This window comes from Ekhidna sp., assembly GCF_039960695.1.
Lineage (GTDB): Bacteria > Bacteroidota > Bacteroidia > Cytophagales > Cyclobacteriaceae > Ekhidna.
Genome location: NZ_JBDVKP010000012.1, coordinates 108566 through 132438, shown reverse-complemented (window position 1 = coordinate 132438; position 23873 = coordinate 108566). Strand labels below are relative to the sequence as shown.

The 23873-nt window shown below is 38.9% G+C and carries 23 protein-coding genes; 9 read left to right on the top strand and 14 right to left on the bottom strand.

Features of this window, described 5'->3' with window-relative positions:
* Positions 1–5: 5 nt before the first annotated feature.
* From ABJG98_RS08425 to xerD, 9 genes are all read right to left on the bottom strand, one after another.
* Positions 6–1175 carry a hypothetical protein gene (locus tag ABJG98_RS08425; RefSeq protein WP_348279058.1) on the bottom strand — a complete coding sequence of 390 codons (1170 nt, stop codon included), beginning with the start codon at positions 1173–1175 and terminating at the stop codon, positions 6–8.
* Positions 1176–2441: a DUF2851 family protein gene (locus ABJG98_RS08420; RefSeq protein ID WP_348279057.1), complete on the bottom strand. Its 1266-nt coding sequence runs from the start codon at positions 2439–2441 to the stop codon at positions 1176–1178. It abuts the gene before it with no gap.
* Between the two features lie 30 nt (positions 2442–2471).
* Positions 2472–3287 (bottom strand): orotidine-5'-phosphate decarboxylase, encoded by an 816-nt coding sequence (gene pyrF, locus ABJG98_RS08415; protein ID WP_348279056.1) that lies wholly within the window; start codon positions 3285–3287, stop codon positions 2472–2474.
* A gap of 102 nt (positions 3288–3389) precedes the next feature.
* Entirely contained in the window at positions 3390–3605 is a 216-nt protein-coding gene (locus ABJG98_RS08410) for a hypothetical protein (RefSeq protein ID WP_348279055.1), read from the bottom strand.
* A 110-nt stretch (positions 3606–3715) separates the two neighbouring features.
* A complete protein-coding gene (locus ABJG98_RS08405; RefSeq protein WP_348279054.1) occupies positions 3716–3961 on the bottom strand; it encodes an RNA-binding protein in 246 nt (81 codons plus the stop codon).
* A gap of 76 nt (positions 3962–4037) precedes the next feature.
* On the bottom strand, positions 4038–4664 hold the full coding sequence (locus tag ABJG98_RS08400) for an outer membrane lipoprotein carrier protein LolA (RefSeq protein WP_348279053.1): 627 nt from the start codon (positions 4662–4664) through the stop codon (positions 4038–4040).
* Between the two features lie 92 nt (positions 4665–4756).
* Positions 4757–7300: a DNA translocase FtsK gene (locus tag ABJG98_RS08395; RefSeq protein WP_348279052.1), complete on the bottom strand. Its 2544-nt coding sequence runs from the start codon at positions 7298–7300 to the stop codon at positions 4757–4759.
* 39 nt (positions 7301–7339) lie between these two features.
* Entirely contained in the window at positions 7340–8368 is a 1029-nt protein-coding gene (locus ABJG98_RS08390; protein ID WP_348279051.1) for a quinone-dependent dihydroorotate dehydrogenase, read from the bottom strand.
* Complete coding sequence (gene xerD, locus ABJG98_RS08385; RefSeq protein WP_348279050.1) at positions 8368–9285, bottom strand: site-specific tyrosine recombinase XerD; 918 nt, start codon at positions 9283–9285, stop codon at positions 8368–8370. The genes ABJG98_RS08390 and xerD overlap by 1 nt, the downstream gene beginning before the upstream one ends.
* A gap of 28 nt (positions 9286–9313) precedes the next feature.
* Between xerD and aroQ the strand changes: the two genes are divergently transcribed.
* Together aroQ and ABJG98_RS08375 are read left to right on the top strand one after the other, a co-directional pair.
* The gene (aroQ, locus tag ABJG98_RS08380; protein ID WP_348279049.1) at positions 9314–9733 is read left to right on the top strand and encodes a type II 3-dehydroquinate dehydratase; all 420 of its coding nucleotides are present in this window, start codon (positions 9314–9316) and stop codon (positions 9731–9733) included.
* Positions 9734–9860: 127 nt separating this feature from the next.
* On the top strand, positions 9861–10403 hold the full coding sequence (locus ABJG98_RS08375) for an EF-hand domain-containing protein (RefSeq protein WP_348279048.1): 543 nt from the start codon (positions 9861–9863) through the stop codon (positions 10401–10403).
* A 23-nt stretch (positions 10404–10426) separates the two neighbouring features.
* Here the strand turns inward: ABJG98_RS08375 and ABJG98_RS08370 are convergent, their stop codons facing one another.
* The 4 genes from ABJG98_RS08370 to ABJG98_RS08355 form a co-directional block, all read right to left on the bottom strand.
* Positions 10427–10663 carry a DUF1059 domain-containing protein gene (locus ABJG98_RS08370; RefSeq protein ID WP_348279047.1) on the bottom strand — a complete coding sequence of 79 codons (237 nt, stop codon included), beginning with the start codon at positions 10661–10663 and terminating at the stop codon, positions 10427–10429.
* Complete coding sequence (locus tag ABJG98_RS08365) at positions 10644–11153, bottom strand: SRPBCC domain-containing protein (protein WP_348279046.1); 510 nt, start codon at positions 11151–11153, stop codon at positions 10644–10646. Before ABJG98_RS08365 ends, ABJG98_RS08370 begins: the two co-directional genes overlap by 20 nt.
* Positions 11150–11482 carry a metalloregulator ArsR/SmtB family transcription factor gene (locus tag ABJG98_RS08360; protein WP_348279045.1) on the bottom strand — a complete coding sequence of 111 codons (333 nt, stop codon included), beginning with the start codon at positions 11480–11482 and terminating at the stop codon, positions 11150–11152. Before ABJG98_RS08360 ends, ABJG98_RS08365 begins: the two co-directional genes overlap by 4 nt.
* 119 nt (positions 11483–11601) lie before the next feature.
* Complete coding sequence (locus ABJG98_RS08355; protein ID WP_348279044.1) at positions 11602–14499, bottom strand: glycosyl hydrolase; 2898 nt, start codon at positions 14497–14499, stop codon at positions 11602–11604.
* Positions 14500–14566: 67 nt separating this feature from the next.
* Here ABJG98_RS08355 and ABJG98_RS08350 point away from each other — a divergent pair, with 67 nt between their 5' ends.
* The 5 genes from ABJG98_RS08350 to ABJG98_RS08330 all read left to right on the top strand — a co-directional run bounded on the left by ABJG98_RS08350 (position 14567) and on the right by ABJG98_RS08330 (position 21350).
* Positions 14567–15562 carry an acetamidase/formamidase family protein gene (locus tag ABJG98_RS08350; protein WP_348279043.1) on the top strand — a complete coding sequence of 332 codons (996 nt, stop codon included), beginning with the start codon at positions 14567–14569 and terminating at the stop codon, positions 15560–15562.
* Positions 15553–15900 carry an arsenate reductase (glutaredoxin) gene (gene arsC / locus ABJG98_RS08345; RefSeq protein ID WP_348279109.1) on the top strand — a complete coding sequence of 116 codons (348 nt, stop codon included), beginning with the start codon at positions 15553–15555 and terminating at the stop codon, positions 15898–15900. The genes ABJG98_RS08350 and arsC overlap by 10 nt, the downstream gene beginning before the upstream one ends.
* Positions 15897–16877, top strand: coding sequence for an NADPH:quinone oxidoreductase family protein (locus ABJG98_RS08340; RefSeq protein ID WP_348279042.1), 981 nt, complete (start codon positions 15897–15899; stop codon positions 16875–16877). The genes arsC and ABJG98_RS08340 overlap by 4 nt, the downstream gene beginning before the upstream one ends.
* A 156-nt stretch (positions 16878–17033) precedes the next feature.
* Positions 17034–19991 (top strand): SusC/RagA family TonB-linked outer membrane protein, encoded by a 2958-nt coding sequence (locus ABJG98_RS08335; RefSeq protein ID WP_348279041.1) that lies wholly within the window; start codon positions 17034–17036, stop codon positions 19989–19991.
* Between the two features lie 18 nt (positions 19992–20009).
* The gene (locus tag ABJG98_RS08330; RefSeq protein WP_348279040.1) at positions 20010–21350 is read left to right on the top strand and encodes a RagB/SusD family nutrient uptake outer membrane protein; all 1341 of its coding nucleotides are present in this window, start codon (positions 20010–20012) and stop codon (positions 21348–21350) included.
* 76 nt (positions 21351–21426) lie between these two features.
* Here the strand turns inward: ABJG98_RS08330 and ABJG98_RS08325 are convergent, their stop codons facing one another.
* The gene (locus ABJG98_RS08325; RefSeq protein WP_348279039.1) at positions 21427–22134 is read right to left on the bottom strand and encodes a pirin family protein; all 708 of its coding nucleotides are present in this window, start codon (positions 22132–22134) and stop codon (positions 21427–21429) included.
* Positions 22135–22269: 135 nt separating this feature from the next.
* Here ABJG98_RS08325 and ABJG98_RS08320 point away from each other — a divergent pair, with 135 nt between their 5' ends.
* Both ABJG98_RS08320 and ABJG98_RS08315 read left to right on the top strand, forming a co-directional pair.
* Entirely contained in the window at positions 22270–22695 is a 426-nt protein-coding gene (locus tag ABJG98_RS08320) for a peptidylprolyl isomerase (protein ID WP_348279038.1), read from the top strand.
* A 54-nt stretch (positions 22696–22749) separates the two neighbouring features.
* Positions 22750–23691, top strand: coding sequence for a mechanosensitive ion channel domain-containing protein (locus ABJG98_RS08315; RefSeq protein ID WP_348279037.1), 942 nt, complete (start codon positions 22750–22752; stop codon positions 23689–23691).
* The last annotated feature ends 182 nt before the right edge of the window (positions 23692–23873 follow it).

The window sequence follows — 23873 nt, the reverse complement described above, 5'->3', positions numbered from 1 at the left end:
AGCGATTATTCATTCGATTGAGAAGTAAGATATTGATAGGGAAGAATACTACTCAATAGGAGTAAAAATGGCATAAACGCATTCTTGTACCTAACCAAAGTACCAAAATTGGGCGTTGATAGCGGCAGCATAATTGCCAGCAATAAAATGCAGAGAGATGCTGCCAGGAATAACGGCCAATCAATATCTGGTTTTAGCTTGACACAAAGAAGTAGAGATAGAAAGATCAAGGTGGCTAGAATAAGATTCTCGATTTTGTGAATCCAACCCCAGGCTGGAGTTTTATCTAGTATACTAGGACGAAACAATCCGGTGTGAAGTGCAACAGGAATCTCATTTACGACCGAATTCCATGAAGCATCCTCAATAAAGATATGAAGCTGACTAGTGTCTGATTTTTTGTTGATTGCTTGATTGTTCTCAAATAGTGTCCAAGCTATTCTGCTTATTTTGAGATAAGGATGGATAAACTGTGTGGCTCCAAGAGCAATTGTAAGCGTGATAATGGCTATCAACCATTTCTGTCTTCCTTGTATTTTTCTAAGAATCAATGATGTGATTAGCATCCCAAAAAACAGGAGAGAGGTGATGAATAGGTAGTGCTTGATTTTATAAAGCAAAAATCCACTCAAAATCAGAATTAAGACATCTTTTGCTGAAAATTTAGCCTCTTTGTAAAGCTTTATGGCAAGCATTACTAATGTGACCATAGCAGCAAAGGCTAAGGAATCTTTTAGGATCCCTGATGACCAGAAGACAATCGATGGAACGAATAAAAAGCAGCCGGCAATAAGATTCTTAATTGTTTTATACAAGCCCGAAAGAATGACCACCGAATACCAACAAGCGGCGAAACTGATAAATGAAAGCCACAGGGAAGTAATCCAATAAGAGCCTCCCGTAGATTGAATAAGGGGTTTTAGTAGAGCTACAAAAAATTGAATTCTAGGGCTTTTAAGATTTTCAGATTCAGGCTTTTTAGCCAGTTCGAAAAATGTGATGGTGTCACCCATCCCATAGTATTCATAGAAAATATATCCAAGAATTAGCCCTGCAGCTAGCTTGAATATCAAGCCTACCCAAAATACAAAGGGGGGAAACTCACTCTTGACCAACCGAAAGATTAAATAGGAGAGAAGTCCAAGTAAGACGATATGAATGGTCCAGTAGATCATTTACTTAAGTATTTCTACACCAATATTGCATTGGAGGCATTTACGTCTTTGACAATAATTTTCGTGAAGCTGTATGAGTGCTTGCGAGTCAAAAGCGGATTTAGATTTAATACCTAAAGGATCCCACTTTTTTGTGATCCGGTTACTTTCTGCAGCTACAGATTCCAAAATTTCAACCGCACGATCCATGTACCTCTGTTCGTCGGTAAACTTGGAGTAAGCAACTAGAATTGGAGCCACTGAGTTAATTAAAAGATTCTGAAATGAGTTTTCTCCCATTTTTAAGGTTGTTTTTTTGCGTGCTTTCCCAAAATCGTAGTGCAGTTGCCAATACGCTCCTACATCTACCAAGAGCTTATTCTTGATGTCTTCGATATGGCTGGTTTTAATTAAAAAAGTAAATAGTTGTGGTCTGCTATGCAAAAGTGCTGACAATTGACTGATCCTCACACTAGGGAAGTTTGCAGGTCTCAGCTTGCCATATTTCCAATGTGATTTCAAAAGTGGTTCATTTAACAGAAATTTCTTACGAAGGAATTCAAACTCTGATTTCAATTCTTTTTGATAATGATCTGAACTTTCCTCTAAAAACCCTGATTGCCCAAACAATAGAGCTTCTGTAGACTTGCGATTGTGAAGTACTTTTTTTAATACTCCAAATGGTAGTATCTCAGTCAATCGCAGAAATGATTCTTTATTAGTAGAAAATCCAAAGTTTACCGCAATCGTCCGATAGGTCACATTTTCCCAATCGTTTGTATGGTTTTTTAAGTTCGATAAAATCACTGATGATTTTTCATCTAACCTTTCGATCAATGCTCGATCGAGCATGCTATTTATTTGCAATGATGAAAGTGTAGCTATCTGACTTGCACATAGAATTTCGTCTGTTGATTTAATATGTTGATGATACTTTTTGAATAAGCCAGGATCAACGAGTTTTTTTAGTTCTAATGTGGGTATCACCTCATCATCAATTTTAATTTCTTTGTCGTGATTCCAGACAACATGTAAAATCACTGTCTTATAGGATGGATCATGCTGATGATTATGGTGAAGCCAATCGGAGGAATTGATGTGTATCTCTACTTGCCCTGCCCATTCGATAGTATCAATTTTGACTCTGGCTTCTTCAAAGTCTGGTCCAGAGTCATGGTTGTGATTCCCTGGATAAAATACCTTTAGGAACTGAGCATTGCTAAGCTGCAACTGACCTGACTCAAATTTTTGATATTTCCAGATGTAGTGAAGAAACTGCTCGTCCATAGCGATTAGTTTCCTAAGATACGGCCTGAGCTATAATAGCTGAAGTATTTGAGCCATTTCTCGCTGTACTTTCTGCGCTTGTACACCTGCTGTTTTCCCAAATTGTTCAGTATTGTCGGAATAAATGATTCCACGAGACGAATTCACTAGCAATCCGCATTGATTATTCATTCCATGCGTGCATACTGATTGAAGGTCTCCGCCTTGTGCTCCCACACCAGGAATGAGAAGGAAGTGATTGGGGACAATTTTTCGGATATCAGCTAGTGCTTCGGGTCTGGTTGCACCTACAACGTACATGAGGTTGTCTGAATCACCCCATTCTGTACTTTTTCGAATTACTTTTTCATACAATTTTTCACCGTCAGTACCTACTAGTAAGTTTTGAAAATCAAGGCCACCAGGATTACTTGTTGCAGCTAAAAGGATTACCCACTTTCCATTGAACTCAAGAAATGGCTTCACAGAGTCTGAACCCATATAGGGAGCTACTGTGACTGAATCGAAATTCATATTTTCGAAAAAAGCTCTGGCGTACATGGAGGACGTGTTGCCAATATCTGCACGCTTGGCATCAGCTATAGTGAAGATATCGTCAGGGATATAATCAAGAGTTTTTTGAAGCGATTCCCATCCTTTCGAGCCATTAGCCTCATAAAATGCAGTGTTGGGTTTGTATGCGACAGCATAGTTCTGTGTAGCGTCAATGATCTGCTTATTGAACTCAAAAATTGGATCTTCTAAAGAAAGAAGGTGCGCTGGAATCTTTTTTATGTCAGTGTCCAATCCAACACACAGAAAGGATTCTTTTTCTTTGATCTTGTCAAAAAGTTGTTGACGTGTCATGAGCGTAAGCGCGATTTCCCGCTAAATTAAAGATAAAATCTTTGGACATAGGTTTCCTGATCCCAGCACTGGGAGTGGATTATGAACAATAAAAATTTAGGCTTACTTAAGATCTGGAAGCTTATCGTTTACGACTTTTCCTTTTTTCACTTCTCCATAGAAGTGGATGTCGTAAAGTTTCTCATACTTTTTGATAGACTGGTGTAGCTCAGGAATTGTCTCACTTCTCAGTTTAATCCCTTTTCTTTCACCTTTGTGTCGAAGTTCTATGTAATATCCGTCTTTAAGTTTTACGGGAGTAGTTGCAGGTCTAGCCAAATCGATAGTATTTTATGTGTGCTAACAATTATATAAAACAATGCTCGTGCGGAAAAGTTTCCGCACGAGCAATTATATAAAATCAAAAACTTAGAATCTGTTTCTCGTGCTTACCCTCTTGGGTTCGCTTTTTTTACAACGATGGTTCTACCATCTAATTCTGTTTCATTTAGGCTAGAAATAGCCTGATTACCTTCGTCATCATTTGGCATTTCAACAAAACCGAAACCTTTCGATCTCTGAGTGTCTCTATCCATGATAACTTTAGCGGAATCTACTGTTCCGAATTCTTCGAATGCTTGTCTCAATGCGTCTTCTGAAGTTGCATAGTTAAGCTTAGCTACAAAAATGTTCATTAAAAAAAATAAAATTAAAAAGCGTTCAGACTTGTTCTGAACGCCGCAAAGATAAGCTATTTTATGGTATTCTTGATTATCTGAAGTCTATCACCTCAACATTTGGATATTTCGAAGTGTCAAACGTGAAATAATTATCATTAAATGGAGCAGGTGTAAATGAATTTATGGAGTAGATATATTTATTACCTGTTCGCTCAAAAACAGTGAAAGATTTTAATTCATCCTTAGCGTTGATTGTCATTCTGATCTTGAAATAGGTTTTGTCCCGGCTTTCAGGATCCAATTCGATCATACGATCACCATTTGAGGAAGTTTCTGCGAGGACATACTTAAATCCTTTTTTATATAAATCATACACATTACTTAGTGTAATTTCAGACTCTTCTGCGTCATAAGGACTTATCGTCACTTCATTTAGTTCTTGATTGAAAGTATAGATGTCAATGCCATTATTGAATATCTTCTGGCCAACAACATCGAGGACAAATTTGTCGCCCTTCACTACAATTTCACCTGAAATGGTCTCATTGAGACCGGCGCTTTCGTTGGTAAGTTTTTGAGAAAATGATGCTTTAAAAGATGTTATGTCTTTGTATTTATTACTCATAGCATCCAATACTGCTAATGCAGAAGGATCATACTGGGCATGTACCTGCAAAAGGATTAATAGAGATAATGCAGCGATAATTAGCTTTTTCATGTGTAGAGTTATTATGTGAAAGTCACATCAAATTTGCATGAGTCTTGAAATCCTCCACTCTTGCTACGCAAATTCATGCTTTATTCTTTTTGTTAGTATTTTATTTCAATCTCAGACAATAACTGTTCCAAACTGTGATCGTCAGGTATTAGTACTTCACGAGCTTTGCTACCCTCAAAAGGACCAACGATTCCTGCGGCTTCAAGTTGATCGATTAAACGTCCGGCGCGGTTGTATCCAAGCTTCATTTTTCGTTGAATCAACGAGGTTGATCCTTGTTGATGCATGACTATGAGCCTGGCAGCATCTGCGAAGAGGGCGTCTCTATCCGATAAATCTACTTCACCAATGCCTGTCTCTCCTTCGCTAACATATTCCGGTAATAAATATGCATCATCATAGCCTCTTTGGTCACCGATGTATTCACAAATTTTTTCTACTTCCGGTGTATCTACGAACGCACACTGCAAACGTGTCATATCCGAGCCCATCGAAAGTAGCATATCTCCCATTCCGATCAGTTGATCTGCACCGCCAGCATCAAGTATAGTTCTTGAATCAATCTTGGAAGTTACCCGAAACGATAGTCTTGCTGGGAAGTTCGCCTTGATGATACCCGTAATAACATTTACAGATGGACGTTGAGTTGCCACAATAAGGTGAATACCTATTGCTCGTGCTAACTGTGCCAGTCTGGCAATGGGAGTTTCTACTTCCTTACCGGCAGTCATCATCAAGTCAGCTAATTCGTCAATCACAAGTACAATGTATGGTAGGAATCGATGACCTTTATTTGGATTGAGTTTACGCTCTGTAAATTTCTTATTGTATTCCTTCAGGTTTCTACAAGCGGCACTTTTGAGGAGATCATATCGATTGTCCATCTCGATGCAAAGTGAATTCAGCGTATTCACCACTTTTGAGGTGTCAGTAATGATGGGTTCATCACTGTCTGGAAGCTTAGCCAAGAAGTGCTTTTCTACTTTATTGAACAATGTCAATTCCACCTTCTTAGGATCTACAAGTACCAACTTCAACTGAGATGGATGTTTCTTGTACAAGAGTGAAGTCAAAATAATATTCAAACCTACAGACTTACCTTGTCCTGTTGCTCCTGCCATGAGTAGGTGAGGCATTTTAGCCAGGTCAGTCACATAGACTTCATTGGAGATGGTTTTACCTAATACTACAGGCAAATCCATTTTACTGTCCATGAATTTACTGGTAGTGATGACCGAACGAGCGTCAACCATCTCTCTGTTTTTGTTTGGCACTTCTATTCCAATTGTCCCTTTTCCAGGAATAGGTGCAATAATTCTAATCCCCAATGCCGCAAGACTTAAGGCAATATCATCCTCCAAATTCTTGATCTTGGAAATTTTGACGCCTGCTTCAGGGACAATTTCATAAAGAGTTACAGTTGGGCCAATCGTAGCTTTAATACTTGATATGCCAATTTTAAAGTTGACAAGGGTCTCGATGATGCGATCTTTGTTTTGCTCCAACTCATTCTTTGAAACCTTCACATCCTTTTCTGGATATTCGATCAGAAGTGCAGGTGTTGGAAACTTATAGCGTGGAAGATCAAGTGTAGGATCGTAATTGACGGACTCTTCTTTTACCTCTTCCTGAAATTCTTTTTGTTCCACTTCAAAAGAGAGATCTTCCAAATCTTCTTTTTTATCAACAGGTTCTTTTTCCTCTGGTTCGGGGGTAGATTTTTCGATTTCTGCTTTCTTAGCAAAGACCTTCTCTTCTACTTCCTTTGGTAGAGGTGGTTCTTCCTTAAATTCAGGAAGGTCAATGGTGAACTCTGGATTTGTTTTTTCTTTTTTCGCTGCTGTTTTTGTTGGGATCTTTTTTACTACCCAAGTTTCAGATTCGTCCTTATTTGCATCTTCATCTTCTACTTCTTTTTTGATCTGGTCTAAAACGGATGATATATCTGCTGTCTTTGCTTTCTTTGGTTCTTTTTTGGGGAATAGTGCTTTAATCTGATTGATCAGGTTTTCAAAAGAAGGTATAATACCACTAACTGCTGGTAAGCGTGTGATATCGAAAAAGAACATGTTAAACACAACAAAAAGGAAGGTCAGGAATAAAATTGCGCCCCAGCCCATCAGGCTTTGAGCAATCATCGATAGTTCATAACCAATTCCACCGCTAAGAAACCCCAACATGGACGTCTCCTCTTGTGAAAGCAGGAAGTAGCCCATCACCATACTTATCCATATCAAGTAGAATACGACAAAGTTGAATGACTTGGTAATTGGTAGTAGTGTTCTGTGCCAAATGATTTTGTATGCTACAATAAATAGAAATGGAGGGATAAGAGTAGCTGCAATTCCAAACCATAAAAAAATGAAATAGTGAGCAGAGATAGCTCCGATAAGTCCAAATACATTTTGAACCTCGGTGCCCGACTCTTTAATATCTGTATGCGTATAGGCCTCTACCACGCTTTGATCAGCTTGTCCGGTGTTCAGATAAGATATAAAAGAAGCCCCGAGAAATATAGAAATCAGCAATAGCGTAAGGCCAATAAATAAATGAAATTTCCTGTCGGTAATGAAATTGAATTTAAGGCTTGTCTTCTCCTTCTTCTCTGTCTTCTTCTTGTAGGTATTTTTTGCCATAGGTTATGCCTCCAAAAATAATGGAGTTTTTAGCGGAGATCAAACATGCTTAAGTAGTTCCTTGTTAATCCGTTTAATTAATACTGGTCCCTCATAAACTAATCCGGTGTAGACCTGAACAAGGTTGGCACCAGCCTGAATTTTATCAATAGCATCTTGTGCTGAATGAATACCTCCAACTGCAATTATGTGAACGAGCGGAAGGTGTCTTCTGATATATTTTAATACCTCACTGGACTTATTTAATACAGGTTTTCCACTAAGTCCACCTGCGCCTATAACTTCTATTTTTTTTGGAGCTGTCTTTAATCCCGTGCGGTCAATGGTAGTGTTAGAGATAATGAGGCCATCCAATTTAAGCTCATTTGTAATTGATATGATGTCATCAAGTTGAGACTCTGTAAGGTCTGGAGCAATTTTTAGTAGAATGGGCTTTGGTGATTGTTTCTTTACATTTTCATCTTGAAGTGCTTTTAAAAGCTTTGATAGGGGCTCTTTTTCTTGCAATTCTCGCAACCCTGGTGTGTTAGGAGAGCTCACATTCACTACGAAGTAGTCAACATATTCAAAAAGTTGTTCAAAGCAAATGAGATAATCATCAAGAGCACTTTCATTTGGAGTGACTTTGTTTTTGCCAATGTTGCCTCCAACGATGATATCTGATTTACGCATTTTAAGTCTTTCAACTGCTTCAGCTACTCCATCATTGTTAAACCCCATTCGGTTAATCAGAGCTTCATCTTGCGGTAGTCTGAAAAGCCGTGGTTGTGGATTACCTGGCTGACCTTTTGGTGTAAGTGTTCCTATTTCGATAAATCCAAAACCAAGATTTGAGAAGTCATCAATGAGCTCAGCATTTTTATCAAATCCAGCAGCCAGACCAACAGGATTTTTGAATTTTAGCCCGAATACTTCCCGACTCAATCGCTGGTCCTCAAAGTTGAACATTCCCCTAACAAGTGTCTTTCCCAAAGGAACTCTTAAGATGAAATGAAGTAGACCAGTTGTGATTTTGTGGGCTTTTTCCGGTGATAAGAGAAAAAGTATTGGTTTTAAGAGTTTATACATCAGCTTCTAGGATGAAATTGGGTGATTACCTGTTTCAAATAGTCCCGATCTAGGTGTGTATAGATTTCCGTAGTGGTGATGGATTCATGTCCAAGCATTTCCTGCACCGCTCGTAAATCTGCTCCTCCTTCAATCAGGTGAGTTGCAAAGCTATGGCGAAATGTGTGTGGACTGATGTTTTTCTTTAAACCAATTTTTATGGCCAGGTCTTTAATGACCATAAACACCATGACTCTGCTGATTGCTTTTCCTCGTTTAGTAACAAATAAGTGATCTTCATAACCTTGTTTCACCGCAATGTGATTTCTTATTTCGTCCTTGAATATTTTGATGTGTTTGAGGGCTGAGCGTCCAATTGGCACCAATCTTTCTTTGCTTCCTTTTCCAATGACTCGTAAAAAGCCAATGTCTTCATGGATGTTGCTGATCTTTAGATTTATAAGCTCAGAAACACGTAATCCTGAGCTGTAAAGTGTTTCCAGCATGGCGCGATTTCGCGTCCCTTCAGGAGTCGACATATCAATCGCGTCAAAGATTTGTTCAATTTCAGGCAGATCTAAGGTGTCAGGTAGTTTGCGGCCAAGCTTGGGAGCTTCCAATAATTCGGAAGGGTCTTTTAAGATCACTTCTTCATAAACTAGGAATCGAAAAAAGGCTTTGAGTCCTGATACCATCCGTGCCTGTGTATAAGCAGACATCCCTAATTCATTGATAAATTCTAGAAAGTCAATGAGATTTTGTTGAACAACTTTGGTTGGTGAGACATCCAATTCTTTTAGGTCCAAGAATTGCCTTAGCTTAGAAATATCAGCCAAATATGCTTCAATTGAATTTTTAGCTAATGAGCGTTCTAGCTTGAGATAGTTTTTAAATTGCTTGGTATAAGTTTCCCAGGACAAGTGATTATAATTTAGCATCTAAATTAGCTCCTTATCTTTCATACCAATGAAAATTCTAATTTTAAACGGACCAAACTTAAATCTTCTGGGAAAGCGCGAACCTGAAATTTATGGAAATCAGTCTTTTGAGGACTTTTTCAGAAAACTTAAGAACCAATTTCACGATCATTCTTTGGAATATTTTCAGTCCAACCACGAAGGAGTTTTGATAGATAAGTTACACGAGGTAGGCTTTAGCTATGATGGTGTGGTTTTTAATCCTGGGGCTTATACCCATACTAGTATTGCATTGAGAGATGCCATTGCTGGCATTGGCACGTCGGTTTTTGAGGTGCATATTTCCAATTTAGCTGAGCGAGAAGATTTCAGACACGTAAGCTACGTAAAGGATGTATGTGTAGGTTCTATTAATGGAATGGGTCTTGAGGGGTATGTTGTTGCGGTAGAGTTTTTTACCAAAAATTAGAGATACCATCCCAAAATAAAGGGGAATCATGTCAAGTGCAGGCTTCAAACTATTTTAAAACTTCATTTATCGAATTTTTCGTCGGTTGCGTGAAAACTCATGTTAACTTTCGACTAAATCACGGCCTATGACTGACCTTCAAAAGCAAAAAATTTTACATTTCTTCAACGTATTGGATAACAATGGGAATGGTATCCTTGAAAAAGATGACTTTGAACTTGTAGGTGAAACTATGAGTGATATTATTGGATTTAGTGATAATGCCAGAGAACGTCTGCTATTGAAACTCAAGGCTCATGGTTTATTTGTTCAAATCCTAAAGGACATAAATAAGGAAGAAGCTGAGTTGACCTCTGATGAGTGGGTCAAGTTTTTTGATGAGGTTGTGTTCTCACAACCAAATGATTATGTCAATCAATCGTCAACCTATCTATTTTCATTATTTGATCAGGATGGAGATGGTCATATAGACGAACGAGAATATCTGGATATGTTCAAAGCTTATGGTTTATATATGTCTGTAGCTAAAAAAGCGTTTGATATGCTAGATATAAATGGTGATGGCAGAATCAGTGGAGGTGAACTGGTAAAAGCATTTGAAGAATTTTTTATGTCAACTGACGAAAATGCTCCTGGAAACTGGATTTTTGGTGACTGGCGAAATACATAACAGCCTCCTGCGGAGGCCTTGCCTCAATCCTCAGGTAGCGCATCAAACTCTTCACGTTTCCCTTCAAACCACTCTTGCATAGCGTTAGGTGACTTCATGAGCTCTTGCATTTCATTCATTGCTTTAAGGTGAACTTCATCTCCCTTTTGATACATTTCCATGCCATGTTGCTTGCTTTGCTCAGCCATTTCTTCAAATGAATTTGCGTGGAACTTTAGATTACAGGCACCACCGAGTTGTTTACAGGTCATTGTTTTCATGATTTTTAGATTTTGTTTGTTGTTGTGATAACTCAATAATTTTTCTAGAAAGAAATTCTGCAAGTCGATCGAATGCTGAACCCCAGCCATTGTAGACTCCCATTTTTTCTTGCTGAAGTTTATATTCCTCGGTTTTATGAATGACATTGAAGGTAAAGTCTGTCTTATCGTCTAACCTTTTTAGGTGGACTTCCATAATAACTCCTTCCGTCATTGGTAGGAAGTTAGCACTGGTGATTAATTTATTTGGGGCGACGATTTCCAGATACTCACCTTCCGCGATAAAATCCTTTCCACCTGGCATAGCCATAATATATTTCCATCGGCCACCTACATTGAAATTATGCTCTACTATTTCAGTTTCTATACCTTGCGGACCCCACCAATTTACGATATGCTCCGCCTGAGTCCATGCTTCCCAAACTACTTCAATAGGAGCATCAAGTGTGCGTTTGATAGTTATAGTTTTCGGATTGTTATTTACTGTCATTTTTCTTTTTTTTCAGATTGAAGTTTCACTAAGTAACTCTCAAAGGAATCGATACGATCTTCCCAGAGTTTTTTATATTGTTCTATCCACATAAAGGCTGGAATTAGTTGAGATGGCTGTATGCTGCAATACCGCTCCCTTCCTTTTTTTGTGATCTCTACAAGTCCGCATTCTTCTAATATCTTAATCTGCTGAGAAATCGCTGGTCTGCTGATATCAAACTGTTCGGCCAGACTGTTTAGGTTCTTAGGTTCTTCCGATAGGAGATCGATTATTTGTCTTCTTGTTGGATCGGCTATTGCTTGAAATACATCTCTTCTTGTACTCATTTATGTAAGTATGTGCTTACAAGTATATAAGTAAGTAAACACTTACGCAAATGAAAAGCAATAAAAAAAACCACCTTCAACATGAAAGTGGCTCTCTTGTACCATTAGCTTATTTAATCCTATTCCTTTCTACCTGGTCTCTCCCTCGGTTTTTTTATGGTGAGTGGTGTTTCTACGTTAGTGTCTCCTAATGTGACCCTTATAGAATACTCACCAACTACCAAATGGAAATCTCCATTTTCAGCAGCTTTATAGTCTTCTTTTCCATCATCGTCCAAAAGATCCTTGAAAGATGAATCAGTTTCTAAGCTGAGTTCAACAATGTTTAGTCCTTTGTCAGCTGAGATATCTTTCGAAGATACAACTTCATCCTTAAAAATGATTTCGATTTTTCCTTTTCCAGTCTGATTTGAGTAAATGTTTACAACTGTTGTCGGCTCTATAACATCTCCCCATGTCCAGGTCTTACTTCCCCACCGACTGCTAAAGGTTACTTCATCTATCGGGAAGGCATGTAGTGTCTTAGCCAGTATCTCACTATTCATTTGCTGAATGAGAGCTACATTTCCAATATAAATCCCTCGCCCATGAGTGCCCAAGACAAGGTCATTCTCTCTTGGATGCACAATCAAATCGTGCACTGGTGTGTTTGGAAGTCCTTCTGCAAAGGCATGGTAGCTGATGCCACCATCCAATGAAACATATACGCCATGATCAGTGCCGACATAAATAATATTTTCATTGATAGGATCTTCTTTTACTACATTGATTGGCTCATTTGGAAGATTGCCTGAAATGTTTTTCCAGTTATTTCCATAGTTGTCACTGCGATACACCAATGGCTGAAAGTTATCCCATCGATAGCCATTTAGTGAAGCATACACACGACCTTCACTGTGCTTTGAGGAAACAATTGCGCTTATCCAGAAATTCGTGGGAAGTCCATTGGTAATTTTAGTCCAGCTGTCTCCCACATCGTCTGAGCGATGGATAAGTCCATCATCACTGCCCACATAGATCAGCCCAAACCGTGTGGGGGATTCTGAGATTGAAGTAAGTGTACCGTAACTCACATCACCTTTTTTGCCACCTTGTGTAAGGTCATCACTCAGTGTTTCAAAACTTTCGCCCTTATCCATGGATCTATGAAATCGATTGCTCCCAAAATATATGATATCTTGATTATGGCTGGAAATTGCAATTGGTGCCTCCCAATTCCATCTGTACGGAGCATCTCCCAGGGTATGTCTTGGGGTAATGTATTTCCTTTCTCCTGTACTGGTATTTATGCGAAAATAGTTTCCAAACTGATAGCCAGTGTATACTGTTGTATTGTCTCGAGTATCTACAGCTACTTGCATCCCATCTCCTCCCATTAGTCTTTCATATGGATACTTACCTTCCTGATACCATCTTCGAGAATAGCTATAGGTGCTTGGCCCTTTCCAGACGCCATTATCTTGGAGTCCCCCATAAACATTGTAAGGTTCATCCATATCAACTGCTATGGAATAAAACTGACCAACAGAAGGGGAATTGCAATTGGTCCAGGTTGTTCCAGTATCATAGCTTACATATACACCTCCGTCGTTTCCTAAAATTAGATGTCTCGGGTCTTTCGGATTGATCCACAAAGCATGATGATCTACATGAACATTGTCTTCATTTATACTTTTAAAAGTCTTACCTCCATCATCTGATCGAACAACCGGAACTCCCATCGTATAAATCACATCGGGATCCTGCGCATCTACACGCACCTGACCGAAATAATATCCATAGGAGAAGATCATGCTTTCGATATAATCCTCATGTGTTTTTGTCCAGGTTTTTCCAGCATCGTTTGATCGATACATTTCTCCTCCTTTAACTGGTGTATCAAAAAGTAATGAATTAGCGTCCTCTGTATATATCACGAGATCTTGCGGCTTTACTTTTCCTGCCTGAACATCTTTTTTAATATCTACTGCATTGTATTCTCTGGGAAAGCCATTGTCGTCTAGAAACTCATTGATGTCGGTATTCTCAAGGTCGAGAAATTCTTGATTACTCATGGTGCGCAACTGATCTTTTGATAGGTCACCACTTTCATCTTCATCATCCTTATCTCTTCTATCCTGATTGTCCAAAATGGCATATACTCTATTCGGATCTGATGGTGCAAAAGATAGCCCGATTCTTCCTGTACCGTTGGTGTCTGGAAATCCCGAATTATCCGCTATTTCTTGCCAGGTGTTTCCTCCGTCTTCAGAACGGTACATGGCGGTGCCGGCACCAGCTTCTTTAAAGTTCCAGGCCTTTCGATCCTTTTCCCATGCTGCAGCAATCAATACATTAGGATTGGCAGGCTGCATAACTAGATCTACTATCCCTGTTCTATTATTCACAAACAGAGTTTTATTCCATGTCTTTCCACCATCTGTGGATTTGTAAACTCCTCGATCAGGATTTTCTGAATAAAGATGTCCGAGAGCGCCCACCCAAAGTGTATTCGGATTGGAAGGATGAATTAATATTCGTCCAATATGATGTGTTTCAGTAAGGCCAATATTTTCCCAGGTTTCTCCATTATCAGATGATTTGAACATGCCGTAACCAGAATATGAAGAGCGACTTGAATTATTCTCACCTGACCCTACATATAAGATTCCATTTTTCCAATCAACAGCAATGTCACCAATGGTCATTACGATTTGATTATCGAATATTGGGTCAAATGAAGTGCCATTGTTCTTAGTCTCCCATAGAGATCCAGATGCATAAGCCACATAAAAATGAGAAGGATCAACTGGATCTACAGCTAAGTCCACCACTCGTCCGCTCATGACAGTCGGACCTACATTTTTAAATGGAACATTTTTTATTAGTGAATTCTCCTCGAGCTTTAGACGTTGTTGATAGCCCTTCCAGCGATCTTCTGCAGAGGTGGGAGGGGGTGTGTCATTGGTTTTTTTCTTTCGCTGAGCAGGTAGCATAACTGCTATGCTCAAAAAGAGAAGTAGATAAATGATTCTCATGAGGTTAGATTTTTTGATAAGTTAGTAAGTATAAAAATTAAACTCACTGAAACCAACCCTAAAGCATATGAAGAAGCATATCTGGATATTAGTGGTAGTTGTCTTTGGATGTACAACTACAGTAAAAGTTGATAATGATATACCAACTAAAGAGCTCCCCACTGCAAATTATGTTTTATCCTCCGATCAGACTCATAATAAGTGGAGTCGATCAATTGAGCCGATAATAAGAATAAATTCTGGTGAAGTGGTTGAAATAAGTACTGAAGAAGCTACGGATGGGCAGTTGACAATTGATTCAGATACATCAGACTTAATGAACCTGAGTTTTGACCCTATTCATCCACTTACTGGACCTATCTATATCAATGAAGCAGTACCTGGAGATGTTATTGCCGTGACATTGCATAAAATTGAAATCGGAAACTGGGGCTGGACGGCCATCCTGCCGGGCTTTGGATTTCTTGCGGAAGAGTTTACTGAACCAGCACTTAAAACTTTTGAGCTGGCAGGTAAGAATAATGTTCGCTTTTCCGATGGGATAAATATACCATTGAAGCCATTTCCAGGAGTTTTAGGTGTTGCACCGAATACTGATTCTTTACTGTCAACAATCCCACCCAGGGCAAATGGTGGAAATATGGATGATCCCAATATTGTAGAAGGAACCACGGTGTACCTGCCAGTCTTTGTAGAAGGCGCATTATTCTCTATTGGAGATGCGCATGCAGCTCAGGGGTTAGGTGAAGTCTGTGGAACAGCAATTGAAGCCCCGATGAAGTTTTTGGTGGAGATAGAATTGCTAAAGGATGGAAGTATTAAGGAACCGCAATATGAAAATGAGGATGTTTATGCAGTGACAGCATTTGCCACTACGCTAGATGAAGCGGCCAAAAAAGCAACTCGTTATATGATTGACTATTTAATGAAGGAGTATAGTTTAAGTAGAAACGATGCATATATGCTATGTTCTTTAGCAGGCGATTTAAAAATTGCTGAGACTGTAGATGTTCCTCATATGTTAGTTACCATGTCCATAAACAAAGAAGTATTATCAAAATGATTACCATATATCACAACCCAAGATGTTCAAAGAGCCGGCAGACGCTCGGATTGATCGAAGAAAAAGGCCGAAAATTTGTTGTAAAAGAGTATTTGAAAAATCCTCCAACTAAATCGGAGTTAGAACAAGTAATTGATTTATTGGCCATTAAGCCAGAACAACTTGTGAGGAAAGGCGAGCCGGAATTTAAAGAAAACTTTAAGGGAAAAGATCTGACAGATGCCGAGTGGATTGAGGCCATGATAAAGTATCCCAAGCTAATCGAACGACCAATTGTAATTGATGGGGATAATGCCGTATTAGGTCGTCCTCCGGAAAACGTGCTAAAACTTTTATGAAGGCCATACTTGTAGAGGAGTTGGGTGGACTTGAAAAGCTAGTGTATAGGGATCATGTGATTGATCCACCAGGGCCCGGAGCAGTAAGAATTAATGTAAAATACGCGGGTGTTAATTTCCCTGACACACTAATTATACGAGGTAAATATCAATTTCAACCAGAGTTGCCATTTTCGCCAGGGGGTGAAGTAGCTGGTGTAGTCAGAGAGGTTGGAGCAGGAGTTACTGATTTCAAAGTTGGCGATCGTGTGGTTGCCGGCACAACTGCTGGGGGCTTTGCTGAAGAAGTGAATGCGTTTTCTTTTAATACACATCATCTTCCTGATGAAGTGAGCTTCAAAGAAGCCGCCTCAGTCTTGTTGACGCATGGCACAGTCATTCATGCTTTGATAGATCGAGCAAAACTTCGAAAAGGAGAAACTTTGGTTATTCTCGGAGCATCAGGAGGGGTTGGGACAGCAGCTATTCAAGTTGGTAAGATTATGGGCGCTAATGTCATTGCCTGTGCATCATCTGATGCAAAGTTAGAATTTTGCAAAAACGCAGGAGCCGATTTTTTGCATAAATACAGTCCAGAGAACCTGAAATCAGCGATAAAAGATATGACTGGAGGCGATGGTGCAGATGTGATTTTTGATGCAGTAGGAGGTGATTACTCAGAGCAAGCATTTCGAGCGATTGCACCTATGGGCAGGCATTTAGTTATTGGATTTGCTTCTGGTTCTGTTCCAGCTATACCTTTGAATCTACCCTTACTTAAAAGCGCATCAATCACCGGAGTGTTTTGGGGTAATTTCTTTCGTAAGTATCCTGATGACAATCAGTCAAATATTCAAGAGCTATTGAAGTGGGTGGCAAATAAGAAGTTGATACCAATAATCGATAAAGTATACCCATTATCTACTGCTAAAAATGCGTTACAAAGAATCGAAAATAGGAAAGTTATGGGTAAGATTATTCTGATAGTTGAAGAATAACCTTTATTTATCCAAATAAAATTTTGTTTACGTAATTCTTAACACTTCTTTGTTGTTTAAGCAACTATTTTAACCTGAGCTTTTTTGGTATTTATCGATTATTTGGTGAGTTTTATCGGTATGTTAAATTTTTTTTAAGTTAAAAACTCTACTATGATGAAAAACTACTTAAAAAGAAAACTATTGGTACTTACTTTATTAGTGCCCATTAGTTTTTTGATGGCCCAGGACGTTAGGGTCAGCGGAACGGTTACGGATGCCTCCAATGGAGAGCCTATACCGGGTGTTACAGTATTAGTTAAAGGGACGACAAACGGAGCTATTACTGGAATCAATGGAGAATATGAATTGGCAGTACCTCAAGGTGCAGTTCTAGTATTCTCTTCTATAGGATATTCGAGTCAGGAAGTGGCTGCAGCAGACGCTGGAGACCTAGTCATGAGAACGGATGTGACGAACCTCGATGAGGTAGTAGTAACCGGTCTTGCAACATCTGTTAAGCGTTCAAACTTAGCAAACTCAGTTGCTTCTATTTCATCCGCAAATCTTACTGGAATTACAAATCAATCCACACTGGATGGATCACTCTCTGGTAAATTTCTAGGTGCCGATATCAGAGCCAACTCAGGAGCACCAGGCGGTGGTATTTCAATGAGATTAAGAGGTGTAACCTCGATCTTCGGAGATCAACAGCCTCTGTTCATTATAGATGGGGTTTACATCGACAATTCTACAACTTCCTTAGGAAACAACATTGTTTCTGAAGCTGCAGGAGGAGGTAATCCTTCAACTAATCAAGATGATGCAACTAACAGAATAGCAGATATCGATCCAGAAGATATTGAGTCAATTGAGATTCTCAAAGGAGCATCTGCGGCAGCTATATATGGATCAAGAGCAGCAGGAGGTGTGGTAATCATCACTACCAAACGTGGGAAAAGCGGAAAGGCACAAGTTGGATTTGCGCAGACAATTGGTTTAAGATCTCCAACAAAACTTCTTGGCCTAAGAGACTGGACAGATGCATCAGTATTAGCAGTAGGCGGCGCAGCAGCAGTTACCACTTTCAATAATGGTGGCTTTAAAGATTACGAAGCTGAAGTCTTTGATCACGTACGGGTATCGAGAACATCAAGATTTTCAGTTTCTGGTGGTGATCAGAAGACTGACTTTTTCTTCGGTCTAACAGTGAAAGATGAGCCGGGTTTGGTTGAAAATACAGGTTACGAGAAAGAGTCAGTTAGATTAAACGTAGGTCATAAATTCAATGATTGGATTGATATTTATATAACCAATAACTACATCAACTCGCAGGCGGATAAAGGATTCTTTAACAATGGTAACCAGAATAGAACAGTGGGTTATGCATTAGCATTCACATATCCTTGGCAGGATCTTTTTCCAGTGAATGGTGTTTATCCAGCTGCTCCAGCAGGTTCAAATGCGTTAGAGACAAACGCTCTTACAACCAACAGAGAAGAAGTTAATAGGTACATCGGAGGAATTACTACTAATGTAAAAATTCTAACGAAAGATGATAACCAGTTGAAATTGGTTCTTCAAGGAGGGCTTGATCAATACACACTTCGTACATCAAGTATTTTTCCAGGAACACTTTCATATTTCAGACCAACTACCTCACTTGGAGGAGCGGCTATTTCTGGTAGCACAGTCAATACTAATTATAATATGACTGCATCATTGGTGCATTCTTATTTTATGGATAATGGATTGAGCCTCACTTCTCAAGCAGGTTACTTCTTGCAAAATTTTGATAAGAACACTGTGATAACAACTGCCACTGGTCTTAATGGGTCTCAAGTTAATTTGGGGCAATCAGCTAACGTTGGTGTCCAACAAATAATTACTCCTCAGGAAGATCAGGGATTCTTCTTTCAGGAAGAGGCTAATTATCAAGATAAGTTGATTGCGACAGTTGGAATTAGAGGCGACAAGTCTACCAACAATGGTGATGCTGATAAGCTTTATTACTATCCAAAAGCTAGTTTGGCAATCAACCTCCACGAGTTTGATTTCTGGAACGTTCCAGTGCTCAATAACTTCAAGCCTAGAATAGCTTATGGTGAAGCAGGTAGATTCTCTCAATTCAATCAGAGATTTATCTTGACCAATCCTCAGTTCATTGGTGGAAGCGCTGGTGTATCTCCAGGTAACCTTCTGGGCGATGTAAATGTTGAGCCTGAAAGACAGACAGAACTTGAAATTGGCGCAGATATCGGACTTCTAGATAATAGAATTGGATTGACTGTCAACTTCTACAATAAGAAAATTAAGGATGTATTGCTTCAAGCTCAGAATGAACCATCTTCAGGATTTACTAATAGAGTAGTGAATGGAGCTGAACTTGAGAATAAAGGAATTGAGATTGGATTGAATGCTACGGTTATTCAAAACGATAACATTACTTGGAATTCAACTTTGAGATGGTGGAAAAACAAATCAACCGTAACTAAACTCGATGTTCCTTCATTTACAACTGGAGGATTTGCTGCTTCCTTAGGGACATACCTTATTAAAGAAGGAGAGAGTGCTACTCAAATTGTAGGTACTTATGTAGCGGCTGATTGTAATAATTGCGATCCGGATGGAGATGGATTTGCAGTATACGGAAATGCTGAACCAGATTTTCAATTGTCATGGTTTAACTCTGTAAGCTATAAGAACTTCGATTTAACCTTCCTATGGCATTGGAAGCAAGGTGGTGAAGCTATCAACTTAACTACGCTTCTTTATGACCTTGCGGGTAATACATGGGATTATGATGATTTTGGAGTAGATCCTTCAGGAGCACTTAGCAACGGAGCATATCGTGTAAGTCAGGCGTTTGCCAATCCAGCACCACTAATTGAGGATGCAGGCTACATCAGATTGAGAGAGATCGGGTTGTTTTATACACTACCAAGTGATTTAATACCTCAGCTTTCACAAGTTAAAGTCGGCGTTTCAGGAAGAAACCTTGTAAACATATTTGATTACAATAGTTATGATCCTGAGGCTTCTAACTTTGGTAACAACGTACTTGCAAACACGGTTGAGGTTACACCTTATGCAGCAAGTAAGTTCATCAACTTTCACTTAGATATTAAATTTTAATAGAAAGGACATATAGTTATGAAATCAATATATAATAAAATAGCAGTTTTACTTGTCCTGATAACGCTCTCTGCGTGCTCTTTGGATGAAGTAAATAATCCCAATGCACCTACAGTTTCAAGTTTTGAAGAAGGTGCATCTCAGCAGGATTTGAGGTTACTTACAACTGGATTAGAAGCTGTCATGAGAAATGATTTGTCTTTCCATTTCCAGACTGTAAGTATCCTAGGAAGAGAATACAATGATTTAACACAGGTAGATCCACGATATACTGGTGAAATTCTTGTAGGACCATTGGATAATAATGGGTTTTTAACAACCAGAGCATATGCAGCTTGGTATAAAATTGTTCAGTCTGCCAACCTACTAATTACAGCGGTTGATAATTCAAGTACTGCACTAAGTACAGAGGCGCTGGATGGATATAGAGGATTTGCACGTACCTATAAAGCATATGCTTTGTTAATGGTAGCGAATCGTCAGTTTTCTAATGGTGTTAGAATTGATGTATCTGATCCGGATAACCTTGGAGCATTTGTTACTTATGATAATGCCCTGACTGCAATAAGAACCATGTTGAATGATGCTAATACAGAATTGTTAAATGCTGCTAGCGAGTTTGCTGCAGGCGAAGATGTGTTTGATTTTGCTGTAAGCAATGGCTATGGCACTCCAGCAACATTTGCTCAATTCAATAGAGCCATTGCGGCCCGAGTTGCAATTTATCAAGATGATAAAGCAGGTGCACTTACAATCTTAGCAGATTCATTCATGGATGAAACAGCAAGTTTGGATGAAGGTCCTGTGCATGTATTCGGTTTAACTGGTAATGACATAGCAAATCCATTGTTTTATGTTCCAAATCAGCAGAGATACATGGCTCATCCTTCTTTCGAAGCTGATGCCGAAGCTTTCGATACAAGGGTAACTAGTAAAACAAGCTTATTTGATCCAGAGGATGATCCAGATTTAGGACCTATTACCGTAACTTTTGATGGACTGTCAGGCGATAGACAAGTGACAATGTATGCCAGCAATACGTCTCCGGTTTCTATTATTAGAAATGAAGAGTTACTTCTAATTTATGCTGAAGCAAATATAGGTTCGGACAATGCAGAGGCACTTAGAGTGCTTGATATTATCAGAGCTGCTGCAGGTCTTGGAGCTTCTACAGCAAATCCTGCAGTGGATTCGGAAGTAGAAGACGAGATGTTGACGCAAAGAAGATACTCACTATTCGGTGAAGGTCATCGTTGGGTTGATCTTCGCAGATACGGCAGATTAAGCGACCTTCCGTTAGATAGAACAGGAGATGCGCGACTTAGCGAATTCCCTACTCCGTTTGCGGAAAATCAATAAATTCAATTTTTTTATAATCATAAAAAAGCCCGCTCATAATGAGTGGGCTTTTTTGTTGAAAACAGCTAACGCAAAATCAATTCATAGGGACTTCTATCAATAATACTTTGGAGTTATCCCTTGCGATTACCTCAATCTCAGTAATGTCTTGAATACCTATAGCATCTCTTTTAGATAATGTTTCTCCTTCAATGATTATTTCTCCATCGATTACAAAAACATAGACGCCATTATCTTCCTTATTAATGGTGTAGTGAATAGATTTTTGAGCCTCTAGATCAGCTAAAGAAAACCAGGCATCTTGATTGATCCAAAGACCACCATCCTTTCCTGGAGATACAACAGGTTGGATAGTGTTTTTCCGCTCAGCTCTTCTAAAAAATTTTTGATCGTACTTTGGTTTTATATTATCCTCTTTTGGAATCACCCAAATCTGTAGAAAATTAACATCGTCCGTTTTACTGGCGTTATATTCGGAATGTGTTATTCCGCTTCCTGCACTCATAATCTGAACCTCACCGGAGTTAATTACTTTTTCCATTCCAGTACTATCATTATGCGTCAATGCACCACTGAGAGGTATGGAAACAATTTCCATATTGCTATGTGGGTGAGGAGGAAAACCAGCTCCACCCTTTACAATGTCATCATTGAGTACACGTAGCATGCCAAAATTCATTCGCTCAGGATCAAAATATTGGCCGAAACTGAAGGTGTGTTTACTATTAAGCCACCCAAAATTTGTAGATCCACGGCTGTTTGCTCTATGAATTACATTTTTCATAAGATTCCTTTCATGAATAGTTGGATTAAATATACGTATTTACATTAAATGTAGTTACATATAAATATCATTGAATTAAGCATCCCTATATAAATTTCTTACCTTTGCAGTATTATATCACAAGAACATAAACAAATGAAAGCTAAAGCTAACGACAAGGTAAAAGTGCATTACACTGGCAAACTCACTTCAGGAGAGGTATTTGATTCTTCTGAGGGTCGCGATCCACTTGAGTTTACTGTAGGCGGAGGACAAATGATAAAAGGCTTTGACGAGGCAGTAAGTGGGATGGAGCTAAAGGAGAAAAAGACTGTTACTATTCCTTCAGCAGAAGCATATGGAGACCATAGAGATGAGTTAATTCAGGAGGTTCCTAAAGACCAATTGCCTGATGATATGAATCCTGAAGTTGGTCAAAAACTAGTAGCTACCAACGATCTTGGACATCAGACTTACGTAAATGTCACAGCAGTTTCTGATGCAGTGATTACAGTGGATGCAAATCATGAACTTGCAGGAAAAGATTTGGTATTCGACATAGAATTAGTTGAGATTGGCTAATTGATCAGAAATGATTTTATAATAATTAAGGGGCTCATTGAGCCCTTTTTTTATATGAGATTTATTGTAAATTCAGCCGATATACCAAAAAGGACACAGATGGATAAGATTGAAGAACTTCTTTTTAATGATACTATAGGGAAGGTTGTCGCATTTATTATTGGAGCACTCATTATTTGGTCAATTGGTAGGTTTACTCAAAGTAAGATCTTCTCGAAAATTAAGGATACTGATAATAGGTATAAAGCAAAGAAGTTCGCTTCATTTCTAGCATGGGTAACGATCATCATATACTTCAGCATTGTTTATAGCAATAAGCTAGGAGGTTTAACTATAGCACTAGGAGTTGCTGGTGCAGGTATTGCTTTTGCATTGCAAGAAGTGATCGCATCAGTTGCAGGATGGCTTGCCATCTTATTTGGAGGTTTTTACAAAACCGGAGATCGTGTTCAGCTTGGCGGAATCAAGGGCGATGTTATTGATGTCGGTGTGCTTAGAACAACTCTAATGGAACTTGGACAATGGGTTGATGGAGATTTATATAACGGAAGAATTGTGAGAATTGCAAATAGTTTTGTTTTTAAAGAACCTGTGTTCAACTACTCGGCAGATTTTCCATTTCTCTGGGATGAAGTAAAAATACCTATCAGATACGGCTCAGACTATCACTTCACTGAAGAACTTATAAAAGAGGTTGGCATAAAAATAACTGGTGATTTTGTAGAAGAAGCCAAAGGTAGTTGGCAAGAAATGACTGATAAGTATTTAATTGAACAGGCAAACATAAATCCGGCTGTTTCAATCATGGCTAATGATAACTGGGTCGAATTTACGCTTCGCTATATTGTCGACTTTAAAAGAAGACGGATGGTGAAGAATGAAATATTCAAGGAAATCCTAAGATCAATTGAATCATCAAAGGGTAAGGCTGAACTAGCATCAGCCACATTTGATTTAGTCAGTGTGCCAGATTTAAATGTAACCGTTAAAAAATAGTAGCTGTGATATAAAGGAGTCCAATGTTTTTTACAGTTGGGCCATTCCGTCTTCAGTGGTTTAAATAGAACAAAGCATAAAATTGTACTGGACAGGGATATCATATCATTCACCGATTATAATTTGTTGTTCAACATATTAATTATTAAACCTACCGTGATAGTAGATATGTTTGAGGCTGT

Excerpts from the sequence above, each read along its gene's own strand:
- ABJG98_RS08405 (WP_348279054.1), bottom strand. The coding sequence starts at position 3,961 with ATGAACATTTTTGTAGCTAAGCTTAACTATGCAACTTCAGAAGACGCA.
- ABJG98_RS08340 (WP_348279042.1), top strand. The coding sequence starts at position 15,897 with ATGAAGGCCATACTTGTAGAGGAGTTGGGTGGACTTGAAAAGCTAGTG.
- ABJG98_RS08330 (WP_348279040.1), top strand. The coding sequence starts at position 20,010 with ATGAAATCAATATATAATAAAATAGCAGTTTTACTTGTCCTGATAACG.
- pyrF (WP_348279056.1), bottom strand. The coding sequence starts at position 3,287 with ATGACACGTCAACAACTTTTTGACAAGATCAAAGAAAAAGAATCCTTT.
- ABJG98_RS08320 (WP_348279038.1), top strand. The coding sequence starts at position 22,270 with ATGAAAGCTAAAGCTAACGACAAGGTAAAAGTGCATTACACTGGCAAA.
- ABJG98_RS08395 (WP_348279052.1), bottom strand. The coding sequence starts at position 7,300 with ATGGCAAAAAATACCTACAAGAAGAAGACAGAGAAGAAGGAGAAGACA.
- ABJG98_RS08325 (WP_348279039.1), bottom strand. The coding sequence starts at position 22,134 with ATGAAAAATGTAATTCATAGAGCAAACAGCCGTGGATCTACAAATTTT.
- aroQ (WP_348279049.1), top strand. The coding sequence starts at position 9,314 with ATGAAAATTCTAATTTTAAACGGACCAAACTTAAATCTTCTGGGAAAG.
- ABJG98_RS08375 (WP_348279048.1), top strand. The coding sequence starts at position 9,861 with ATGACTGACCTTCAAAAGCAAAAAATTTTACATTTCTTCAACGTATTG.
- ABJG98_RS08360 (WP_348279045.1), bottom strand. The coding sequence starts at position 11,482 with ATGAGTACAAGAAGAGATGTATTTCAAGCAATAGCCGATCCAACAAGA.
- ABJG98_RS08355 (WP_348279044.1), bottom strand. The coding sequence starts at position 14,499 with ATGAGAATCATTTATCTACTTCTCTTTTTGAGCATAGCAGTTATGCTA.
- ABJG98_RS08365 (WP_348279046.1), bottom strand. The coding sequence starts at position 11,153 with ATGACAGTAAATAACAATCCGAAAACTATAACTATCAAACGCACACTT.
- ABJG98_RS08400 (WP_348279053.1), bottom strand. The coding sequence starts at position 4,664 with ATGAAAAAGCTAATTATCGCTGCATTATCTCTATTAATCCTTTTGCAG.
- xerD (WP_348279050.1), bottom strand. The coding sequence starts at position 9,285 with ATGCTAAATTATAATCACTTGTCCTGGGAAACTTATACCAAGCAATTT.
- ABJG98_RS08390 (WP_348279051.1), bottom strand. The coding sequence starts at position 8,368 with ATGTATAAACTCTTAAAACCAATACTTTTTCTCTTATCACCGGAAAAA.
- ABJG98_RS08420 (WP_348279057.1), bottom strand. The coding sequence starts at position 2,441 with ATGGACGAGCAGTTTCTTCACTACATCTGGAAATATCAAAAATTTGAG.
- ABJG98_RS08335 (WP_348279041.1), top strand. The coding sequence starts at position 17,034 with ATGAAAAACTACTTAAAAAGAAAACTATTGGTACTTACTTTATTAGTG.
- ABJG98_RS08350 (WP_348279043.1), top strand. The coding sequence starts at position 14,567 with ATGAAGAAGCATATCTGGATATTAGTGGTAGTTGTCTTTGGATGTACA.
- ABJG98_RS08315 (WP_348279037.1), top strand. The coding sequence starts at position 22,750 with ATGAGATTTATTGTAAATTCAGCCGATATACCAAAAAGGACACAGATG.
- ABJG98_RS08370 (WP_348279047.1), bottom strand. The coding sequence starts at position 10,663 with ATGAAAACAATGACCTGTAAACAACTCGGTGGTGCCTGTAATCTAAAG.
- ABJG98_RS08425 (WP_348279058.1), bottom strand. The coding sequence starts at position 1,175 with ATGATCTACTGGACCATTCATATCGTCTTACTTGGACTTCTCTCCTAT.